We start from the raw sequence: 20,859 nt of genomic DNA, 5'->3' as shown, positions 1-20,859 counted from the left end.
AGCTTGTTTATTAAAACGATTGTCAGATTTCTTTGGGGCGACTGTTATTTCAAAGGCTTACCGTTGCGTCGATCAAATTGGAACGGCATCGTTTTGTCATTCGTAACGGTGACCTGCAGTGGCGGAGCAATGCCGCCCTGATCGACTTCGACTCGCAAAATGTTCTTCGCTTTAAAGGGCCGATCATAGATCCAAACATGTCCGTCGCCGTGAATGTAAAGAATCGGTTTTTTGAAACCGTTCGCTATTTCACTGAAGGGGCCAAAAAAATCGTTGTGAACTGCAATCGGCTTAGCATGTCCAAAAATAACCAGACTATTCACATCCGCACCGAAGCGACGCAGGTTACGACGGACCCAATCGAGGTTGTCTACGTGTCGTTGTTTCCACTCTTTTGGATCATGAACGCGGCCACCGACGATATTCAATCCGATAAACAGGACATTACTTTTCACAAATGAAAAGTTCTCTTCGCGTTTCAGTTGTCGGAAAACAGGCAGGGAATGCTGCCAGCGACGATCAAATCGCATAAAATATTTTTCCCAAAGCTTCCAGGCTTGCTCCGGATGTGTGCAGTCGTTCCACTCATTATCCCCGGGAATGATAAATACCGGCACAACAGACTGGCTTAGCATGCCAAACACTTTGTTATAAACGGCTTCGTCACAAGGAGCACTCCCCCCTTTAATGTCGCCCAGGTGAACCACAAACTCGGCATCTTTCGGAATGGCGGCAATCTGTTGAGGAAGCCGTGCATCTTCATGCGGTTTGTAGGGTACGTCTCCCATAACATAGAAGGTGACTTCTGTGTTGGCTTGAACTTCAGGCTCTGGTTGATTTTGAGCGCTGGCAGATGAACCGATCAGGAGCAGTAACAACAATTCGAATAGTACGGTCTTCAGTTTCATCGATGTCAAACCTCGGTGGAAATAAAACTGCCGACCAATGTCTATTGTCGCTCAGTTCGTGAATCAGGGGGGAGTCTCTAAGGGCAGACGATTAAAGGAAAACAACTCAATATGCCACTCCATCATAATATCACGTTGCGCGATACACGTCTATCACCGTAACTAACACACGTTTTTAAGTTTCATCCAACGAAACCCGACGATATCATGTTACTAATGTCAGAGATCGGTGTCCTTTCACAATCGAATTCACTTCTATTAGAAATTTGAACAAACTATGAAGCGCTTTACCTGTTTCGCAATGATCCTCACGTGCCTGTTTGTCAATGCATCTGCATACGCCGAACGGCTGGTACTGGTGAGTGCATCCTATGGAAAAAATATCATCGCCATCTGCGATCAGCAAGGCAACGTGATCTGGTCTCAAAAAACCGCTGGTCCCTCCAAGGGCCATGCAGGTCATCATGACATCCACCTGCTGCCCAATGGGAACATCCTTTATCACGACAGCTGGACTAAAACCACTGAGATGACTTTGGACAAGCAGGTCGTCTGGAGCTACGATTCGGCAACCATGAATGGGAACAACGGAAAACGCGTCGATGTCCACGCGTTTGCAAGATTACCCAACGGTAACACCATGATTACAGAGAGTGGGGTCGGACGAATTATCGAAGTGGATCGGGACGGAAAGATCATGCATCAATTCCCGCTGAAAAAAGGAGGCACACAGTCGACACGGCTGGTTCGCATTACGCCGCAAGGCAATTACCTCGTTTGCTCAGAACAACCTGGCGTTGTCACCGAATATAATCGCAAAGGTGAGGTCGTCTGGGACTACTTGATTAAGACGCGTGTTTACGGTGCGATCCGCTTAAAAAACGGGAATACGCTCATCGCCTCGGGTAGCGGCAATAGTGTGGTAGAAGTGTCTCCGGACAAAAAGGTTGTTTGGGAAATCAGGGGCCGGGTACCGAAGACTGATGTCCAATTAAAATGGACCACATGCTTGCAGGAGCTGGATAACGGCAACATGATCATTGGTAACTGCCATGCAGGGCCAGACAATCCACAGATTTTTGAGCTCGATGGCAACAAGAAGATCGTCTGGGAATTTGATGAGTACGATCTGGTGGGCAATGGTCTCGCTTGCTGGCAGATTCTCGATGACAGTCAATCTGCCATGGTGCGCAAGAAGCTCTCAGCATTGACACCATAATCGATTGACGAATCTGTCGTCTTGTGCTTTCAATTTCACTGAATGTCTCAACCATTTGAGATCCAGGGCCTCCGTACTCGCTGAATCACATTTTTGAATTTGCCCTGGACATTGACATGGATATTCATTCATGTCAATATTGATTCAACTCAAAATAAAGGCTCAATAGAGGATTCAAAGATGGTGGAAAATGATCATGAGCAGATCTCATGTGCGAACCTGCTCAAAGTATTAGCGGATGAAACCCGACTGGCAGTAGTCAGGCAATTGATGGATGGCCCCAAACACGTTGGCGAGATCAACGAATCACTGGGGCTTGAACAAAGTTTGCTCTCGCACCACCTGAAAACGCTGCGTGAAGCAGGTCTCGTGATCGGTGATCGTGATGGAAAGGCGGTGCTTTATTCCCTTGCACCTGAATTCAAAGGTTCTCGTATGAAAGATGCGATTAATCTCGGATGCTGCTTGATTTCGTTTGAATCTTGAATTCCCAACAAACATCACGATTCGAATTCAGAAACTGACTACTTGAAAGTCCGACACATGCCACAGAAAAATATACTTATCATATTCTTCGTGTCTCTTATATCGACATGCGCTGGATACTCTTGCTCATCGTCCGGGAACGCTGGAAGTGGGCCAACATCGAAGTCAGAGCAACTCGTTCTGACAGGCTCCAGTACTGTAGCTCCTTTAGCGGTCGAGATCGGCAAACGATTCGAGTCACTCCATCCAGGCATACGAATTGATGTGCAGACCGGTGGTTCATCGCGGGGCACTGCCGATGCCCGGCGGGGGTTGGCTGATATCGGTATGGCATCGCGGGCTCTCAAGCCGGAAGAAGAGGATTTACTCGGGTTCACCATAGCGCAAGACGGTGTCTGCGTGATTATACATGGCGATAATAGTGTTAATGAACTGAGTGATGAACAGATTGCAGGCATCTTTTCTGACAAGATTAATAACTGGAAGGAAGTGGGAGGTCAGGATGCGCCAATTACCGTCGTAAACAAATCGGAAGGACGGGCCACACTGGAAGTGTTCCTGAAATATTTCAAATTAAAGAATTCGGAAATCAAAGCAGATGTGGTCATCGGCGACAACGAACAAGGCATCAAAACCATCTCCGGCAACCGCAACGCGATTGGGTACGTATCGATCGGAACAGCAGAGTTCGGTTCACAGAACGGGGTTCCAATTAAGCTGCTGCCAGCTGGTGGTGTGAAAGCAACGACAGACAACCTTGCCAAGGGCACATTTCCCATCTCACGTCCACTCAACTTCGTTACGAAAACAGAACCTGAAGGACTGATTAAAGAATTCATTGACTTTGCCCAATCAGACCAGGTTCACGACCTTGTCAAGGAGCAGTATTTTGTTCCGACTACAAAGTGACACATTACTCGTCTGGGCATTACGAGCATGCGCGGCATTGGCGGGCATAATTGTTTTGCTGATCCTCGTCTTTCTCGTTAACGAAGCCCTACCGGCATTGCGCGATGTGGGCCCCTCCCGGTTCTTTGGAGATAAATCCTGGCATCCGGCAGAGGGTGCAGCCCAAGGACAGTTCAACTTGACTCCCATGCTGTGGGGCACGCTGTTCGTCACGACTGGTGCCGTTCTGGTAGCGACGCCGCTGGGGATCGGATCGGCTTTGTTTTGTCACTTCTACGCACCCTCTACGATTGCCGGTCCCTATCGTAAGTTGGTTGAACTGCTTGCTGGTATTCCCTCAGTGGTCTATGGACTTTGGGGGCTTGTCGTGCTTGTTCCCATTATTGGCGACTTCCATCCGCCGGGTCCCAGTCTACTGGCGGGAACTATTATTCTCAGTATCATGATCTTGCCAACAATCGCCCTGTTGACTGACGCCACGTTGTCGAACGTACCTAAAGAATATCTTCAAGGCGCTGCGGCGCTCGGGCTTTCACGCTGGGGAACCATCCGAGGCGTTGTATTCCCCGCTGCCAAATCGGGAATCTTTACCAGCGTAATTTTAGGAACGGGACGTGCCATCGGTGAGACGATGGCAGTACTGATGGTGTGTGGTAACGTGGTTCAAATCCCAAACAGCATTTTTGATCCGATTCGTACGTTGACAGCAAATATCGCGCTAGAAATGGCTTATGCTATGGACGACCATCGTTCGGCATTGTTCGTCAGCGGATTGGTACTGATGGCAATGATCGTGGCCCTTGTCGCTATAGCTGAATTCATCAGCAAAGGGCATGTTTATGATTGAAACGCCAGACCAGCCCCTTTTCAGACCACAGTCACGTCTTCAGAATCAGTGCGCAACCGTGGTTGTCTGGTTGATGGCGGGTCTCGTCAGCAGCCTGTTTGTGTGGCTGCTCGGCGACATTCTCTGGCACGGGATTGGCCAACTCTCCTGGGGGTTTTTGACAGAACCACCTCGCAATGCCGGGCGAGCTGGTGGAATTGGCCCCATCATTGTTTCGACATTGCTGATTCTTACTGTTTGCATGGCAGCAGCCTTGCCACTGGGAGTCGGTACTGCTGTCTTCCTGGCGGAGTTCACGCCGATAGAAAATCTGTTCGGTCGTATGGTTCGTCGCAGTCTTGACGTACTGGCTGGCGTGCCTTCGATTGTGTTCGGCCTGTTTGGCAACGCATTCTTTTGTGTCTATTTAGGGATGGGGTTTTCAATCCTCTCTGGCGGACTTACTTTAGCCTGCATGGTGCTACCGATATTGATTCGCTCGACTGAAGAAGGACTGCGATCTGTTCCCCATGAATATCGTCTGGGAGCGGCAGCGCTTGGAATTTCGCGCACTACAACACTGATTCACTTACTTTTGCCAGCAGCCATGCCGGGATTGATTGTGGGTCTGGTCCTGGGCATCGGGCGAGCACTCGCTGAAACGGCGGCATTGATCTTTACAAGCGGATATGTGGATCGCATGCCAAGTTCACTGATGGACTCAGGCCGTTCGCTGTCGATTCACATTTTCGATCTTTCCATGAATGTCGCCGGCGGAGATCCCAACGCTTATGCCTCTGCGTTAATTCTCATCATCATGCTGATCGTGATTAATGTTGTTGCATCTTGGACAGCAAGTCGATGGTTGCACAGGAGAATATTCACCATATGAATGATTCCAGAGAGCGAGACAAAAAGGAACACACGTGTGATCGGAGTGCGTTTACAGTGAGTCCTCTCCAGGCTGGCCCCCCCTGTTGTGTCCCGGAGCCATTCATCTACGTTAACAATCTATCTCTGAGCTACGGTAATCAGCGAGTTTTAGAAGATGTTTCGCTCATCATCAATCGTGGTTGTATCACCGCTTTGATCGGACCCTCCGGTTGTGGGAAGACGAGCTTCCTGAGCAGTTTGAATCGTTTGTCGGATTTGGTTCCCAACTGTCATGTCGAAGGAAGTATCAAGATCGGCTCTCTTGACGTGTATGCGTCTTCTACTGATGTGATGGCACTTCGCTTGCAAGTCGGTATGATTTCTCAAAAACCGAACCCGTTTCCTCTCTCGATCCAACGAAATATTGAGTTGCCACTGCGCGAGCAAGGCATGCGCAATCGCAGACAACGTAACGCAGTTGTGGAATCGGTACTGCAGGACACCGGGTTATGGGATGAGGTCAAAGACCGGCTCGATGCACCAGCCCTTTCACTTTCCGGTGGTCAACAGCAGCGTCTGTGTATTGCGCGTGCCCTGGCATTGCAACCACAGGTTCTGTTGCTGGACGAACCGTGTAGCGCATTGGACCCTATGGCAACCGAAGTCATCGAAAAGCTCATCTCCAGCTTCAGCGGTCGTTTTACAATCATTGTTGTCACCCATAATCTCGCACAAGCACGGCGCATCTCAGATTATGCGGCCTTCTTCTGGATGAAAAACGGCACCGGACAATTAGTCGAACACGGCCCGAGCAATCAAATTTTTGATACCCCACAAGAAGCTTTAACTGATGCCTACGTAAATGGAAGATCAGGTTAGTTGGTTTGATGATGTCCAAAACCGGCGAGATGATTAGGTTTGCCTGTGCTCATGAATTTATGATTAAGTTGGCAAACTTCCCTGTTAAAACGGTACTTTGTCAGGTAGTCTAATAGATCAGAGACCACTGATGGGTAATGACCTAATCAGGCTTTGTATCCCACAATTTCAACTGCATTCCCGCCGTGTGTGTTTCAAACTGTTTTTAAATCGACAGACCGAATTATTTCTTCCAGGGAGTTTGTGGATGTCTGCTACTGTTTTGCGTGTGACTCATTCTGTATGGTTCTGCTTTTTGAGTATTCTCGTCACCACAGCTCCGGTACAAGCCGAAGACTGGCCCACCTGGCGGAAAAACGCGCAGCGTACAGCGGTGACTTCCGAACAACTACCAGATGCCTTGCATCTGCAATGGTCACGGGATCTGGGACCGCTCAAGCCGGCCTGGCCGGAAGATCCGCGCATTCAATTTGACGCACACTATGAACCAGTCATCGTCGGTCAGACATTGTTCGTCGGATCATCTCGAAATGATTCCGTAAGAGCCTTTGACCTTGCTACCGGAAAGCAGAAGTGGCTGTTCTACGCCAACGGCCCGGTTCGATTCGCCCCCATCGTTTCCGGAAAGAATGTGTACTTTGCCGCCGACGATGGTCATTTTTATTGTCTCAATGCAGATGATGGCACGTTGAAATGGAAGTTTCGTGCGGCGCCCAACAATCGAAAAGCTCTGGCAAACGAACGTCTCTCTTCCGTCTGGCCTATCCGCGGTGGTGCCGTACTGTCAGACGGTAAGATTTATTTCACTTGTGGTGTCTGGCCTTTCGAAGGCACCTTCCTTTACACATTGGACGCACAAACCGGCAAAGCAATCAAAGCACCTCAACCGGAAATCAAAACACTTAAGGATCTCACACCTCAGGGGTATCTTGTCAAGAATCAAGATCGACTGTTGATCCCCTGTGGACGCTCCATCGCAGCCTGCCTCGATCTTAAGACCGATCAATTTATCTCACATTCATATGGCAGCCGTGCCACTAATTATCATGTTTCCTCCATTGGCCCCTACATTTTTCATGGCGGTTCCACATTCCAGATGGACACCAAAAAAGAGTATAAAGTTTCTGCCCGTCATCCGGTGTTGACTGACGATTTTGTATATTTTGGTACTGGTGGAAATATCGTCGCTTATGATTTAAAAAACCCGAAGATTGTAAAATCGAAAGACCGACGGGGAAAGGATGTCACCAACACCGTACTCAATCAACTTTGGAATCTGCCTCTACAAAAGCTGCATGAGATCCCCAAAGAACAATACGCTGAATGGATCAAAACACACCCAGCGCAGCTCGATTTGAAAGCCGGTAATCGACTCTACGGTCATCAAGCCGACAAGGTTTTTGCCCTTGATCTGTCTGAGGATGGCAAAGGGGCTACGGTCAGCTGGAGTCAGACTGTGAAAGGCAAACCCGCAACGATGATTGCTGCCAACGGTAAACTGGTGGTTGTCACTCAAGGGGGAAACCTGATCTGTTTCAGTGACAAGCAGGCTGAACCACAATCCTTCCCTAAAGACAATCATGAGTTGGCTACGAAACAAAGCGATTGGACAGACAAAACCAAACAGTTACTGCAACTGACGAAACCCGATAACGGATATTGCCTCGTGCTGGGAACCGGAAGCGGGCAATTGATAGAGGAACTGATTCAGCAATCAAAGCTGACCATCATTGCCGTCGAACCAGACAAAACCAAAGTCGAACAATTACGAACCAAATTTGATTCCGTGGGCGTTTATGGATCGCGCGTCGTTGTGCATCACGGGGATCCTCTAAAGTTTGAACTGCCTGCCTATATGGCTGAATTAATCCTTTCAGAGGATTTATCCATACTTGGCAAAACACCAGACTCAAAAGTTTGGCAAACGATCTTTAAATCGCTACGCCCCTATGGTGGTAAAGCGTGTCTTGAGTTGGCTGACAACGCCTACACTCAACTTTCGACAATGGTTACCAACAAACAACTACCACAAGCGGACCTGAAACGAGCTAATGGGTTCGCGCTCCTGTCGCGTATCGGCGCATTGCCCGGAGCCGCTAATTGGACACACGAGTACGGCGATGCATCTAACACGCTGATGTCGCGCGATGAGCTGGTCAAAGCGCCGCTGGGAGTGCTTTGGTTCGGTGGACCTGCCGGGCATGGAGATTTGTTTTACAATCGTCATGACTGGGGGCCCAGTATGGCGGTGATCGAAGGCCGCATGTTTCTACAGGGTCCCGGAAAATTAACGGCCGTTGATGTCTATACCGGTCGCATTCTCTGGCAAATTCCGTTGGAAGAAACATCCGAAGATAACCCCGGACGTCGTGGACAAGGTTACAATAAAAAAGTGGTCGGCCATCATTTTATTGCCATCAAAGACGGTCTCTATCTGGTGACAAGCCAGAATACGTGTCGGCGAATCGATCCGGCAACCGGTAAAACTTTAACTGTGATGAAACTACCCAACCCGGAAGACAAATGGGGACGGATTCGTATCCATAAAGATCTCATGTTGACTTCCGCCTTTCGAATTTCCAAAAAAATTGGCGAGAAATACGGTAAGCTACCACTGGAATTAGTAGCGATGAATCGCCACACCGGTAAGGTCGTCTGGACACACAAGGCCGATCTAAGTTTTCCTGTGGTCTCATTGAGTGGCGACCGCATCTATGTCTTTGATGGCGCCCTGAAAGACCTCTATACCGACTGGAAGCGACGAGGCGAAATTCCCGAAGCACTGTCAGAGCGATACATCAAAGCCATTGACGTAAAAACGGGGAAAGAATTATGGAAACACCAGACCGACGTTGTGGGTACCTGGTTATCATATAGCGACAAGAAAGATGTGCTGCTCATTACAAATCGTGACAGTATTTCTGCATTCCGAGGCAAAGATGGCTCAGAACTTTGGAAAAAGTACGCCAAAGGCCGAGGCTTTCGCGGACACCCTGAAACATTGTGGGACAAGATCATCGTTTGGAACGATCGTATTCTGGATCAGAGAGGTCCAGGTATGTCATACGATCTGGAAACTGGTGAACCGATTCTCCGCACCAATCCCATCACGGGAAAACCGATTCCCTGGGAATTTACAAAGGATGGACATCACTGTAACTATGCCATTGCCAGTCCACACTTGATGACCTTCCGTGCGGCCTCCGCGGGATTCTGTGACATTGACAGTACCAATACTTCCCGGCTGGAAGGTTTCCGCAGTGGGTGCCGAAACAGTCTGATTCCCGCGAACGGTGTACTCAACTCACCCAACATGGCCCATGGTTGCAGTTGTGGTTATTCACTCTTCACATCGATGGCACTGACACACGTGCCGGAATCCGAAGTCTGGAGTTACAGCGCACTGGCTCTTAACGCAAAGAAAGATCAAGTGCAAAAACTGGGGGTTAACCTGGGGGCCCCTGGTGACAGACAAGCAGAGAACGGCACACTCTGGCTCGACCATCCCAACGTGGGAGGCTCATCGCCGGTGGTCTCAATAAAATTGAGTGGCAAGAGCCCAAGCTACTTCCACAAGCATTCAGCATTCGTGGAAGAAGGCGACCTGAAGTGGGTCGCCGCTTCGGGAGCTGAAGGGGCCTCTTCTCTGAAAACCACGCTCTCTTCAACACCAACAAAAGAAAAAGCCTATTCTGTCCGCCTCTACTTCCTGGAACCAGATGAGAAACAACCGGGTGAACGTGTATTCGATGTTAGCTTGCAAGGCAAACCAGTACTGCGAGAATTGGATATCGTCAAAGAAGCCAATGGTGCTAACCGCGCCATTGTTCGTGAATTCAAAGGCGTTCTGGCCTCTAACAGCCTGGATATCGAACTGAAAGCGATCAAGGGAAGAACTCTGTTATCAGGTGTAGAAATTGTGGTTGAGGAATAGCAGGCTGCGTGCAAAATATCTATCATTTCCGCCATGATGTTTCCATTTCCAAATGCGTCTCATTTCATTTGAATAAATTAGCAGATCATATTTCGATTTTTGTGTCTGCCTGTTGAATTAGCAACTGGTATGACAATTTAATCCCCTGCTAATTAGGTCTTATTCTAAGTCTGAGGTACTGCTTAGCCATGTAATGATCTCTAACATGCACTTCATGCTAATTTTTTCTTGACAAACGAAATTAGTGTCAATAAAATAACACATGTTAATGAATTGGCACTAAAATTCTGAGGTAATTCGAGCTTATGGAAAAGAAGAGAAAACGCGAATTGGCAGCGCGCGAACAACAAATCATGGATGTTTTATATCAACTCGAAAAGGCATCTGTGGCTGAAGTACGCGAAAAACTGACAGACCCTCCAAGTTATTCAGCCGTCAGAACCATGATCGGGCAACTTGAACGTAAAGGCTTCGTACGCCGTGATCGCAGTGGTGTGAAGCATATCTATTCTCCTGTAAAGTCCAAGCGCACAGCCAGCCGTTCTGCACTACGGAGTGTAATGGAAACATTCTTTCCGAAGTCGCCTGGCAATGCCTTAGCGGCACTCATTGACGATTCAGCAAAAACTCTGACTGAGGAAGACCTGGATCGATTAGAGCAGGCCATCAAACGCGCCCGTAAAGAAGGCAGATAATATGAATCACGGTCTATTTCTAATGAGCAGTAATGGTTTTTCTATTTTCGGTCTCACCGACAACGTGATTTCGTTCTTGCTGATTGATACGACTATCAAGTGTTTTGTGTTACTCATGGCGACTTTGGTATTTGCTTGCCTGATGAAAACACGATCCGCAGCGGTACTCCATCGACTATGGACGTTGGCATTTTGCGGATGCCTTGTGATTCCCATCATCACTGTTTTTTCACCATCATGGTCATTAGCCATTCTGCCGCGTTCCTGGGTTGCTCAGTTGAATTATGATGGAACCGCGACCAGCAACACCGCGAATTTCAATCGTAACGTAAATCCAGCCAGTGGAGACACCACTGTGCTTTCTGATGAACCGATGAAGCCGCACAATTTTCAATTTTCTCATGCTGCACCAACTCCATCGGAGTGGGAACCGGTTCGTCCACAGAAAGCAGTAATTTCAACCGAATTGCAACACGTAAATCATTCCATACCGGTAAAAGAACCTGGTACGTTTGAAATTTCCTGGAATCTAGTCATGATCCTCGTTTGGGTTGGCGGTATTTTTTTCTGTCTGTTGAGAACTGTCTGGCTTCAATGGTTACTGGCGCGTACCCTGCGTCGTAGCACTCTGGTTGACAAGCTAGAGTGGACACGCGCCGCGGCGGATGCTGCGCAATCTCTCGGATTCCACAGAAGTATTGAACTACGAAGACTCGACGGTACACAATCACCAATGGTGACCGGCATCTTTCGCACGATTGTTTTACTGCCAAAAGATGCCGTTCTTTGGAACTCGGCGCGTTGCCAACTCGTTTTGTTACATGAATTAGCACACGCGAAAAGACATGACATACTGACTCAATCCATCGCGGGCTTCGTCTGTGCATTATTCTGGTTTAACCCCATTTGCTGGATTGGCCTGCTTCAAATGCGTAAACTCCAGGAGCTGGCCTGCGATGACCTTGTGGTTGCCAGTGGACAGCGACCGACGGACTATGCCGATGTTTTGTTAGATGTCGCAAGATCTTATCAGCATCAAAACTGCACTACAGCTATTGGGATGTCACACCGTGCCCACGTAGAACATCGCATTTTAGCACTCCTTGATCTTGCGCGCAGTCATATTTCACTTTCACCAAACGCAGCGCGCAGACTTTTGGTAGCGGCAATGGTCATTGTCGCGATCATTGGATCAATGCGTCTGCGATCTCAGGATGAGCCATCAAAGAATTCCCTCGTCGTGGACAACGAAACGTCAATCGAAGTGGCAGAAGTAGCAAAAATCGAACCAGACGAGTCAAAATCGGTTTCTGAGAAAGTCGTTCCACAAGAAAGCACTGATAAAGAAACCCGCACAATGACCATTTCGATTCGTGACGAAAATGGCAAACCACTTAAAGGCGCCAAGTTACATAGGTCTCTCTGGTATCTCGATGATTTTAAGGGGGCACGTTCACCCAACTCAGACCATGTTACGAATTCAGACGGTGTTGTGAATCTCAATATTCCACGTCGGCTACACATCCTTCGACTGTGGGCTGGTCAGTTTGGTCATGTACCTGAATTTGTTAATTTCGCTCAAGGCACTCATGATCAAGGCAAGCGGATTCCCAGCCATTTTGAATTTCAACTGGCTCGAGGAACCGAATTAAGTGGCACCGTTGTCGACGAAAATAATCAGCCAATTCCTGATGTGCTCGTCGATGTCAAAGTAACATCACCCGAACCAAAGTGGACGGTAAACCCAAAACCCATCATTAGTACATATTTGACTGATAACGATTACAAAGAGACAACGGCGATCACAGATAAAATGGGAAAATGGAACATCAGAAATGCTCCAGTTAAACCTGCCGGTGAAGACCATGAGTTCCGCCTCAAATTTACACATCAAGATTACATTAGTGATTCAGAATGGGGAGAATTGCAGGACCAGCAAAAATTGACATCGGCAATGCTGCGAGACGGAAGTGCCAAAATAGTGCTGTCTCCTGGCGTTTCGATTCGTGGTGCTGTCATCGACACTGCCGGTGATCCGGTGACAAAGGGATTGATTATCTGGCACGACGAACCCTACTATGGCTCCACAGTTCATGAAGTTGAGATTGATAACAAAGGACATTTCGAAACCATTCCGCTCCCACCAGGAAAACATCCCATCACAGTCGTCGCTCCGGGATTTATGCCGGTACGCCAAATCGTCAATGCCACCAAATCGATGGAACCACTTTCTTTCGAAATGAAACCTGGAAAACGTCTTACACTGAAGATCGTGGACTCCAACGGAAAACCCGTTCCCAAGGCCAGGATCAGCCTGGGGAAGTGGCGCGGTGTCGAATCGCTTTATAATCACCGACACCCCAATGTTCTCAATTCTCGGATACCCGTTCATTCTGATGAGAAGGGTGTGTATGAGTGGGACTGGGCTCCCGACGATGCTGTAACTTATGAGATTTATGCAAAGAAAAATGCTTCAAAAACTGTGACATTAGCTGCCACGGAAGCAGAACATGTTATCAAACTCGCTCCGCTCCTGATCGCTTCCGGTAAAGTCACAGATGCTGAAACTGGAAAACCAATCAAAGAATTTCGTGCTGTTCCTGTGATCGTCTTCCGTCCCCAATTTTTATCTACCTCGTTTGATCGCTCGGTTCCAGGTGATAATGGCCTTTATGAAATCAAGCTGAATGATGGTATGTATGATCGTCGTCACCAAATTCGAATTGATGCCGACGGTTATCGTTCGGCGATGAGTGAAAACTCGTTCGCTCTGGGAGATAGTCGCGTTACGCAAAACTTTTCTCTGGAACCAGCTAAAGCACGCAAAGGTTATGTTGTAGACAAGAATGGAAATCCTGTACCTTCTGCGATCGTGGTCCAGGGCACACCTAGCATCGTGCCGCATATAAACAACAACAAGCTCGAATGGAGTGGACAACAAATCAAGACATCCAACGAGGGGCGATTTCAACTGGCGGCTACATTCGAACCAATCCGCGTTCGCGTCATTCACGACATTGGTTTCGCTGAAGTGCTTCGAAAACCAGATGAGAAAATCGGCACGATTCAGTTGCAACCCTGGGCCAAAGTTTCGGGCAGGTTATTGCAAGATGGGAAGCCTGTCCCCGAACAATGGATCTATTTTCGTCCAGTGCGGGATGGAAAGCTGGGGGAACCCCGATTCCAGGATTCCTATAGTGCTCGTACAGATGCAGATGGCCGATTTGAATTCAAACGTCTGCCCCCAATCGCGGGAAGCATACAAGCATATCTCGGTCCCTGGAGAGATTCACTATTAACATCCAGTCAGGCAATTCCTCTGGACCTACAACCGGGCGAAAATAAAACGCTCACTCTAGGTGGAAAGGGAACTACCGTCACTGGCAAAGTTGTAGCAACAGGCCGTGGCGAAGCAGTTCTGAATAAGAACTGGTCACTTAATTATCTGATTCGACGCGATGGTGGTCTCAAATTACCAAAAGATTTTCTAAATCTGAGCTTTAACCCGACTGGACCCGTCCAGGCATCCTGGTTCCTGGATCCAAACCGTTACGATTGGTTGAGAACTCGGCCTTATTACTTTGTAAAGTTAGCACCCAATGGTCGGCTCCAAATCAATGGAGTACCCCCGGGAGTTTATGACCTTGTGTTGCGATTATACGAACAGCCCGCGGGGTGCCTTGTTGAAACGGTTGGTGAAAAAGTTGTCACGATCAACGTTACTTCATCCGATATTGCTTCGGGAATGAAAGATCTTGGCAATATTGAAGTGGCGTGTCGGGTCGGTCCACGCGTAGGTGCGAACATGCAGATTTACAAATTCTCAGACACAACCGGTCGAGAACATATTATCAAAGATATGGAAGGACGCTACGTCTTGATGCATGTCTGGGCTAGTTGGTGCGTACCCTGTCTCCAAACGATGCCAGATATTCAGGCCACCATAAACAGTCTCTCAGATAAGCCGATTACACTCGTAGGATTGAATATCGATAAAGATCCTTCTAAAGCAAAGACCCTCGTAGAGCAAGGTGGTTGGAACTGGTCGCAAAACTACCTTGGTGACGAATCTGACATGGCACGCCAACTGGCGATCAGCTCGGTTCCCACGTATTTCCTCATCGGCCCTGATGGTCTGCTTGTCGCTTCGGATACAAAATGGCTGGGCATGAAAGAAAAGTTGAGTGCCGCACTCAAAAAATAGCACGGCTACTAAAAAAGTCCTGGAATAACCTTACCAGCAGAGGCAACCTGGATAATTTCGCTTGGTACGCCACGGGTAATGCGAAGTTCACCCAGATCGAACAGAGTATGCATGATACTCGTGACGAGATCTTTACGTTCGATCGGTTCGGTCTGTGGTTCGCTGGCATGACGTGTGGACTGTCCGATGACCTGCCCCATATTTAAACCACCGCCTGACAGCATCAAAGGTGATAAATTTCCCCAGTGATCGCGGCCGCCATTTTTATTCAACTTCGGAGTGCGCCCCATTTCTCCAGAACAGACCAACAGAATGTCATCACTGAGCCCGCGGTCATGTACATCTTCCATGAAAGCAGAAACGGCATGATCGAAGGGAACTCCCATGTAGTCCATACCTTCTGCAACACCAGCATTATTTTTGTCTCCATGCATGTCCCACACAAAATTCGTCGTGATCGTTACAAAACCACAACCGGCTTCGCAAAGGCGACGTGCCATTAATAGCAGTTTTCCCAGTGATTGCGCATTAACGACATAGCGTTCATAATTCTTCCAGCGTTTGTCAATTTGATCTGGCTTGACCAGTGGTGCGGTATCATAACGTGCGACGACTTTGGGATCTTCCTTAGATAAATCGAAGGCTTTGGAAACACCTCCCATAATCACATCGAAGGCCTGTTGCTGTAGATGCGAAGACGCGGTAAAGGATTCACTTTTGTCTGCTGCCCAGCGAGCACGATCCAGGTTTGACAATAACAATTTACGATCATCGAGCCGATTTTGAGGAATGGAAAGACTCATGTTCGATTGCAGGTCACCACCTGCACCGGGAACGAATGGCGTATAAGCGCTGCCCATCGAACCATGTGAATCAAATTTACCGAACTTCGTGATGGCGGGCATCATCTTCTCATCAATGGCCCGCGGGAAGAGTACTGCGTTGGTCGGCATTCCATTCTTGGGATGATTCGCACCAACCACTCGCGAGTAGAGTGAACCAAGATTTGCATCGAGCGTGTCTTTATGCACAATCGGCTTGATGTCATGGCGACTGTCGCCCGTGCGATAAGAACGCACGATTGACATTCGATCCGCCAGTTGAGACAGCTTCTGAAAAGTCCCGCCAAAGGTCACACCAGGAATTTTGGTTGTCACTTCACCAGTGGCACTGCGGATATTTGCGGGGGCATCCATCTTCGGATCAAACGTCTCGATCTGGCTGGGTCCGCCATGCATAAACAGGAAGATGACCGATTTATTTTTCAGCAACGTCCCCGAACCGGCAGCATGCGCTTTTGCCGACAGGATCTCCGGCAGCGTCAGCCCCCCCAACGCTAAGCCTCCCACCCGGAGGAACTCGCGTCGACCATGAATCTTGTGGTGGTCGGTGAACGAAAGCATCATTTTACCTGAGCCTGAGGATATTGTCTGCTTTGATTATCGTCCAATATATCAATATTTGTTTATGTTATCCAGATAAAATTTCCCGTTGAAACGATCTCCGAATGGAAAATAAATCTGGTGATTTCATTCTCCTACGGGACACAGTATGATGAAAATGAGTAAATTGCGTTGAATATTCGAAGGTTCATTGAAAGGTACTTCTGATGCGATGGCTACTGACGATGGTTGTAATCTGGTCTGTTTGTTCGCCGCTCTGGGCGGCACAGAAGCCGAATATTCTGTTTATTGCCATTGATGACCAGAACGACTGGATTGGTTGTCTGAAGGGACATCCTCAAATCAAAACCCCGCATATTGATCGGGTGGCGGCGAGAGGTACCTTGTTTAATAACGCACACTGTCAATCACCGCTTTGTAATCCCTCGCGCACCAGCCTGATGACAGGGCTACGTCCTTCTACAACCGGAGTGTATGGACTGGCCCCCTGGTTCCGCACGATTGATAAATTCAAAGACCATGTCACGCTCCCTCAATACCTTCAGCAGCATGGCTATAAAACATATAGCACAGGAAAGATTTATCATGGCGGTTATGGACGGAAGAAAAAAGACCAGGAATTTAATGTGCTGGGTCCACCCGCGGGAGTTGGTGTCAAACCTCCGAAAAAACTGGTCAAGACGCCGAACCCACATCCGCTTGTCGATTGGGGTACCTTTCCTCATAAAGATGAAGACAAAGGAGACTGGAAAGTCGCAACCTGGGCCGTCGATCAGTTAAACAAAAAACCTCAAGAACCGTTCTTTCTTTCGGCTGGTTTTTTCCTGCCTCACGTTCCCTGCTACGCGACTCAAAAATGGTTTGATCTCTACCCTGAAGAGACCTTGCAATTGCCACCACTCCTGGAAAACGACCGCGATGACACACCTCGCTTTTCCTGGTACCTGCATTGGAAACTCCCCGAACCTCGATTCAAGTTTCTGCAGGAAGCCAATCAGTGGAAAAATCTGGTTCGTTCCTATCTCGCATCGACCAGTTTTGTCGATAGCCAGGTTGGCCGTGTGGTGGACGCACTGGAGAAAAACAATCTCGCTGAAAACACAATCATCGTCATTTGGTCCGATCATGGTTGGCATCTCGGCGAGAAGCTGATCACCGGCAAGAACACACTGTGGGATCGTTCCACTCGCGTACCCTTAATTTTTGCCGGACCAGGCATTACGGAAGGCGCTGTTTGCAGCAAGCCAGTCGAACTGTTGGACATCTATCCCACATTGTTGCAGCTATGTAAGTTACCTCCCAAAGCAGGGTTGGAAGGCCACTCATTGGTCCCTCAATTAAAAGACGCGAACACACCCCGCAAGTGGCCCGCCATTACCTCACACAATCGTAACAATACGGCGGTGCGTTCCGAGAACTATCGCTACATCCGTTATGCTGATGGTACGGAAGAATTCTATGACATGAAACAGGACCCCAATGAATGGAAGAATCTCAGTAACGATCCCAAGTTCGCTGCGTTAATCAAAGAACACCGTGCCTGGTTACCTACCATCAATGAAAAACCTGCCCCCGGCAGTAAGCATCGCATCCTGCGTTATGAAAACGGGAAAGCAAACTGGGAAGAAGTCGATATCAAGGACGGAGATCCCATCCCTGAACTTTAACGGTCTCTTAAATCAGTTGACAAGAACTTCATCAGAGAAAGCGATTCCAGATGAAAGACCGCACGTCTTGCCTGCTCTGTAAATTCGTCTGTATTCTGACCTGTGCTTTCTTTTCTCAATTGAGTCTCAGTGCGGATCAAAAGCCGTCAGCGAAGCAAACCAAATCGAACACGACTACTATTGTGACCTTCGGTGATTCTACAACCGCGCCCCGGGGACCACTGGTTGTGTATTCGAAGATACTTGCCAGGGAACTTCCTCAGTCAGGGTTTCCCGTCAAAGTGATCAATTCCGGAATTGGGGGAAACACGACTTCACAGGCGATGGCCCGTTTCGAAAAAGATGTATTGCAGCACCAACCCGACTTGGTGATCATTCAGTATGGTATCAATGATTCCTCTGTTGATGTCTGGCGAACACCACCGGCAACGCAGTCGCGTGTCTCAAAAGCAAAGTACGAAGCCAACCTGCGATCTCTCATCAAACAACTTCGGAATAAAAGTATCGAAGTGATTCTGATGACACCCAATTCGATGCGCTGGAACGAAAAAATGAAAACACTCTATGGCAAGCCGCCCTATGATCCCAACGATCCTCATGGATTCAACGTGTTTCTCAAATCGTATGCGGCGATCGTCAGAACCATTGCAAAAGAAGAAAAGGTGCCACTGATCGATGTCTATGCTGCCTTTGAAAACTATGCAAAAGCGGAAGGACATTCCGCCCACGATCTCCTTTTGGATGGTGTGCATCCCAATACGGCAGGTCAGAAAATGGTGGCTGACCTGCTGATCCCGCGAATAAAAATGATTCTGATCGAAAAGAAAAAATGATTGTCCATATCTGAATATGCGTAGCATTCTCATCGCTGAAACGTGTGTCTGGCTTGATTTCGAGACGGGAAGAGTCGATTTATTGATTCATTGATTGTATCGTAGGGAAAATTCTCTCTGACATTCTGGTTATTTTCTGTCAGAGATCTCTCGGTCTTTCGTGATCTCAGATGCATTCAAGGGTGAATCAACTATGCAGACTTTGGCATCCCTCGATTATGCCGTCATTGTAGCTTATCTGGTCGGGACGTTGGCCCTGGGGCTTTATATCGGTTCTAAAATCAAGACCGGTGCCGATTACTTTCTGGCTGGACGGCGACTTCCCTGGTGGGCAATCGGCATGTCATTGGTGGCAACCGACATCGGTGCCGTTGATATTGTGGGGACCGGAGGTGCTGCTTTTTCGCATGGGCTGGCTGTCGGTAATTTCGAGTGGATCGGCTGTGTACCGGCTATGATCATCGGGGCGTTTATTTTCATTCCCTTCTTCTGGCGGAGTGGTGTTTATACGATTCCCGAATATATGGAACGCCGATTTAATGTCGCCGTTCGCTCTGCGTTGGCAATCTGCTGGCTTTTGTTTATGGCCTGCAACCTGGGCATCATGTTACTCGCTTCTGCAGAAATGATGCATCCTCTCCTGGAAATCGACAAGAACTATTGCATTTATCTGACTGCATTGCTGGTGGGCGTTTATACGATTTCAGGTGGCCTGGCAGCCGTCGTCTATACCGACATGATTCAATGCGTCATCATGATTGGTGGTTGTTTACTGGTGCTGGTCTTAGGCATCATTGACATCGGAGGGGTTGAACAGTTCCATGCGGAAATTAAAAAGCAGGAACAAGTCCAAAGAGCGAAACAAGCAGAAGTCGCTGCTGAAGAGCAAACACTTGATGCCGCACAAGATGAGCTACATACTTCTTTGATTTTACCTGCCGACGCGGATACGCCCTTCCCCTGGACGGGAATCTTCTTCGGACTGGCTTTGATTTTGAGCCCCGCTTATTGGATTGGTAATCAGGCCATTGTGCAGAGATCATTGGGCGCAAAAACGGAATTTGATGCCAAAGCCGCTTATGTATGGGGCGCGTTATTAAAGAATTTGATACCGGTCGTCGTAGCTGTGCCGGGACTCATTGCGTTTGTGAAATTTCCTGAGCTGACCGACGGAGATCAGGCGTTTCCTGAACTCATTTCACATTTGCTCCCCATCGGTTTGAAGGGGTTATTTCTGGCAGCGTTTCTGGCAGCCTTAATGTCCAGCATCGATTCCTATCTGAATTCGGCATCAACAATTGTAACCAACGACTTTTACAAACGTTTTTTTCGCAGAGATGCCAGTGATGAATCCTTACTGAAAATTGGGCGAATCGTTACTTTCATTCTCGTGCTCTGGGCCATTGGTTTTTCCTTCTTTCTGATGACGCGGAGTGAAGGGATCTACACGATTTTCCAGACTTTGATGGCGTTCTTCCAGGGACCCGCCTTTGCCATTCTACTCACAGGACTCTTATGGAAACGGGCGACGGGAATTGCCGCCTTTGTCGGCTTCGTAGTCGGCGTTTGTTTTTCGATTACCTTATTCACACTGAACCATGAGGTCGTCTATACCTCTCTGGGGATCGACCCTCTGTTCCAGATTTCAGAACCATTCCTCTATTTCTCGATCTGGGCTTTTGTGGTCGCGTTCTCTCTGATTGTCATTATCAGTTTCTTAACGAAGCCAGAGCCGGTAGAAAAAATTGAAGGCCTGGTCTTCGGAACCAAATCACAAAAGAGGCAAGCATGACGCCCTTACATCACATTGGTAATTTCATTCGCGACCTTGTACTTCAGGTTCCGCTATGGTGCGTAAGAGTGCTCTTTATCGGAACGCTGGTTGCTGTTTTATTGTGGGTCTTACAGTTACCACGGGAAACAACGACACCGGAGAATGCGACCCACTGGTATCAGAATCTGAAAATCTGGGCTTGTCTGGCGCTGGCAATTCAAATTGTGATTTACAGCGTCTTTTGATTTT

The 20,859-nt window shown here is 48.2% G+C and carries 15 protein-coding genes; 13 read left to right on the top strand and 2 right to left on the bottom strand.

Annotation, left to right across the window (positions count from 1 at the left end; all coding sequences use genetic code 11):
* Positions 1-44: 44 nt before the first annotated feature.
* Entirely contained in the window at positions 45-908 is an 864-nt protein-coding gene (locus V144x_RS00200; protein ID WP_144979607.1) for a metallophosphoesterase family protein, read from the bottom strand.
* Between the two features lie 301 nt (positions 909-1,209).
* Between V144x_RS00200 and V144x_RS00195 the strand changes: the two genes are divergently transcribed.
* From V144x_RS00195 to V144x_RS00155, 9 genes are all read left to right on the top strand, one after another.
* The gene (locus V144x_RS00195) at positions 1,210-2,127 is read left to right on the top strand and encodes an NHL repeat-containing protein (RefSeq protein ID WP_232102667.1); all 918 of its coding nucleotides are present in this window, start codon (positions 1,210-1,212) and stop codon (positions 2,125-2,127) included.
* A gap of 180 nt (positions 2,128-2,307) precedes the next feature.
* Positions 2,308-2,613 carry an ArsR/SmtB family transcription factor gene (locus tag V144x_RS00190; protein WP_144979601.1) on the top strand — a complete coding sequence of 102 codons (306 nt, stop codon included), beginning with the start codon at positions 2,308-2,310 and terminating at the stop codon, positions 2,611-2,613.
* A gap of 57 nt (positions 2,614-2,670) precedes the next feature.
* Positions 2,671-3,522: a phosphate ABC transporter substrate-binding protein gene (locus V144x_RS00185; RefSeq protein WP_144979598.1), complete on the top strand. Its 852-nt coding sequence runs from the start codon at positions 2,671-2,673 to the stop codon at positions 3,520-3,522.
* Complete coding sequence (pstC, locus tag V144x_RS00180) at positions 3,503-4,369, top strand: phosphate ABC transporter permease subunit PstC (protein WP_144979595.1); 867 nt, start codon at positions 3,503-3,505, stop codon at positions 4,367-4,369. Before V144x_RS00185 ends, pstC begins: the two co-directional genes overlap by 20 nt.
* Positions 4,362-5,240, top strand: a complete 879-nt coding sequence (gene pstA / locus V144x_RS00175; protein ID WP_144979592.1) for a phosphate ABC transporter permease PstA — start codon at positions 4,362-4,364, stop codon at positions 5,238-5,240. Before pstC ends, pstA begins: the two co-directional genes overlap by 8 nt.
* Positions 5,237-6,100, top strand: a complete 864-nt coding sequence (locus V144x_RS00170) for a phosphate ABC transporter ATP-binding protein (RefSeq protein WP_144979589.1) — start codon at positions 5,237-5,239, stop codon at positions 6,098-6,100. The genes pstA and V144x_RS00170 overlap by 4 nt, the downstream gene beginning before the upstream one ends.
* A gap of 247 nt (positions 6,101-6,347) precedes the next feature.
* Entirely contained in the window at positions 6,348-10,034 is a 3,687-nt protein-coding gene (locus tag V144x_RS00165) for an outer membrane protein assembly factor BamB family protein (protein WP_197998689.1), read from the top strand.
* Between the two features lie 305 nt (positions 10,035-10,339).
* Positions 10,340-10,729 carry a BlaI/MecI/CopY family transcriptional regulator gene (locus V144x_RS00160; protein ID WP_144979583.1) on the top strand — a complete coding sequence of 130 codons (390 nt, stop codon included), beginning with the start codon at positions 10,340-10,342 and terminating at the stop codon, positions 10,727-10,729.
* A 1-nt stretch (position 10,730) separates the two neighbouring features.
* Entirely contained in the window at positions 10,731-14,933 is a 4,203-nt protein-coding gene (locus tag V144x_RS00155) for a M56 family metallopeptidase (protein WP_144979580.1), read from the top strand.
* An 8-nt stretch (positions 14,934-14,941) separates the two neighbouring features.
* On the opposite strand, the gene V144x_RS00150 is transcribed toward V144x_RS00155, so the two are convergent.
* Positions 14,942-16,339: a DUF1501 domain-containing protein gene (locus V144x_RS00150; protein WP_232102666.1), complete on the bottom strand. Its 1,398-nt coding sequence runs from the start codon at positions 16,337-16,339 to the stop codon at positions 14,942-14,944.
* 203 nt (positions 16,340-16,542) lie between these two features.
* Here V144x_RS00150 and V144x_RS00145 point away from each other — a divergent pair, with 203 nt between their 5' ends.
* The 4 genes from V144x_RS00145 (at position 16,543) to V144x_RS00130 (ending at position 20,855) form a co-directional block, all read left to right on the top strand.
* Positions 16,543-18,003: a sulfatase gene (locus tag V144x_RS00145; RefSeq protein WP_144979577.1), complete on the top strand. Its 1,461-nt coding sequence runs from the start codon at positions 16,543-16,545 to the stop codon at positions 18,001-18,003.
* A gap of 50 nt (positions 18,004-18,053) precedes the next feature.
* Positions 18,054-18,836 (top strand): SGNH/GDSL hydrolase family protein, encoded by a 783-nt coding sequence (locus V144x_RS00140; RefSeq protein WP_144979574.1) that lies wholly within the window; start codon positions 18,054-18,056, stop codon positions 18,834-18,836.
* Positions 18,837-19,029: 193 nt separating this feature from the next.
* Complete coding sequence (locus V144x_RS00135) at positions 19,030-20,628, top strand: SLC5 family protein (RefSeq protein ID WP_144979571.1); 1,599 nt, start codon at positions 19,030-19,032, stop codon at positions 20,626-20,628.
* A complete protein-coding gene (locus V144x_RS00130) occupies positions 20,625-20,855 on the top strand; it encodes a hypothetical protein (RefSeq protein WP_144979568.1) in 231 nt (76 codons plus the stop codon). Before V144x_RS00135 ends, V144x_RS00130 begins: the two co-directional genes overlap by 4 nt.
* Positions 20,856-20,859: the final 4 nt, after the last annotated feature.

This window comes from Gimesia aquarii (assembly GCF_007748195.1).
In the GTDB taxonomy this organism is placed as follows: Bacteria; Planctomycetota; Planctomycetia; order Planctomycetales; family Planctomycetaceae; genus Gimesia; species Gimesia aquarii.
The sequence above is the reverse complement of the archived record's forward strand: the minus strand, read 5'-3'. Positions and strand labels throughout refer to the sequence as shown.

Coding starts and splice junctions, on each gene's coding strand:
- pstA (WP_144979592.1), top strand. CDS start 4,362: ATGATTGAAACGCCAGACCAGCCCCTTTTCAGACCACAGTCACGTCTT.
- V144x_RS00155 (WP_144979580.1), top strand. CDS start 10,731: ATGAATCACGGTCTATTTCTAATGAGCAGTAATGGTTTTTCTATTTTC.
- V144x_RS00150 (WP_232102666.1), bottom strand. CDS start 16,339: ATGATGCTTTCGTTCACCGACCACCACAAGATTCATGGTCGACGCGAG.
- V144x_RS00195 (WP_232102667.1), top strand. CDS start 1,210: ATGATCCTCACGTGCCTGTTTGTCAATGCATCTGCATACGCCGAACGG.
- V144x_RS00140 (WP_144979574.1), top strand. CDS start 18,054: ATGAAAGACCGCACGTCTTGCCTGCTCTGTAAATTCGTCTGTATTCTG.
- V144x_RS00190 (WP_144979601.1), top strand. CDS start 2,308: ATGGTGGAAAATGATCATGAGCAGATCTCATGTGCGAACCTGCTCAAA.
- V144x_RS00130 (WP_144979568.1), top strand. CDS start 20,625: ATGACGCCCTTACATCACATTGGTAATTTCATTCGCGACCTTGTACTT.
- V144x_RS00135 (WP_144979571.1), top strand. CDS start 19,030: ATGCAGACTTTGGCATCCCTCGATTATGCCGTCATTGTAGCTTATCTG.
- V144x_RS00185 (WP_144979598.1), top strand. CDS start 2,671: ATGCCACAGAAAAATATACTTATCATATTCTTCGTGTCTCTTATATCG.
- V144x_RS00165 (WP_197998689.1), top strand. CDS start 6,348: ATGTCTGCTACTGTTTTGCGTGTGACTCATTCTGTATGGTTCTGCTTT.
- V144x_RS00145 (WP_144979577.1), top strand. CDS start 16,543: ATGCGATGGCTACTGACGATGGTTGTAATCTGGTCTGTTTGTTCGCCG.
- V144x_RS00160 (WP_144979583.1), top strand. CDS start 10,340: ATGGAAAAGAAGAGAAAACGCGAATTGGCAGCGCGCGAACAACAAATC.
- V144x_RS00170 (WP_144979589.1), top strand. CDS start 5,237: ATGAATGATTCCAGAGAGCGAGACAAAAAGGAACACACGTGTGATCGG.
- V144x_RS00200 (WP_144979607.1), bottom strand. CDS start 908: ATGAAACTGAAGACCGTACTATTCGAATTGTTGTTACTGCTCCTGATC.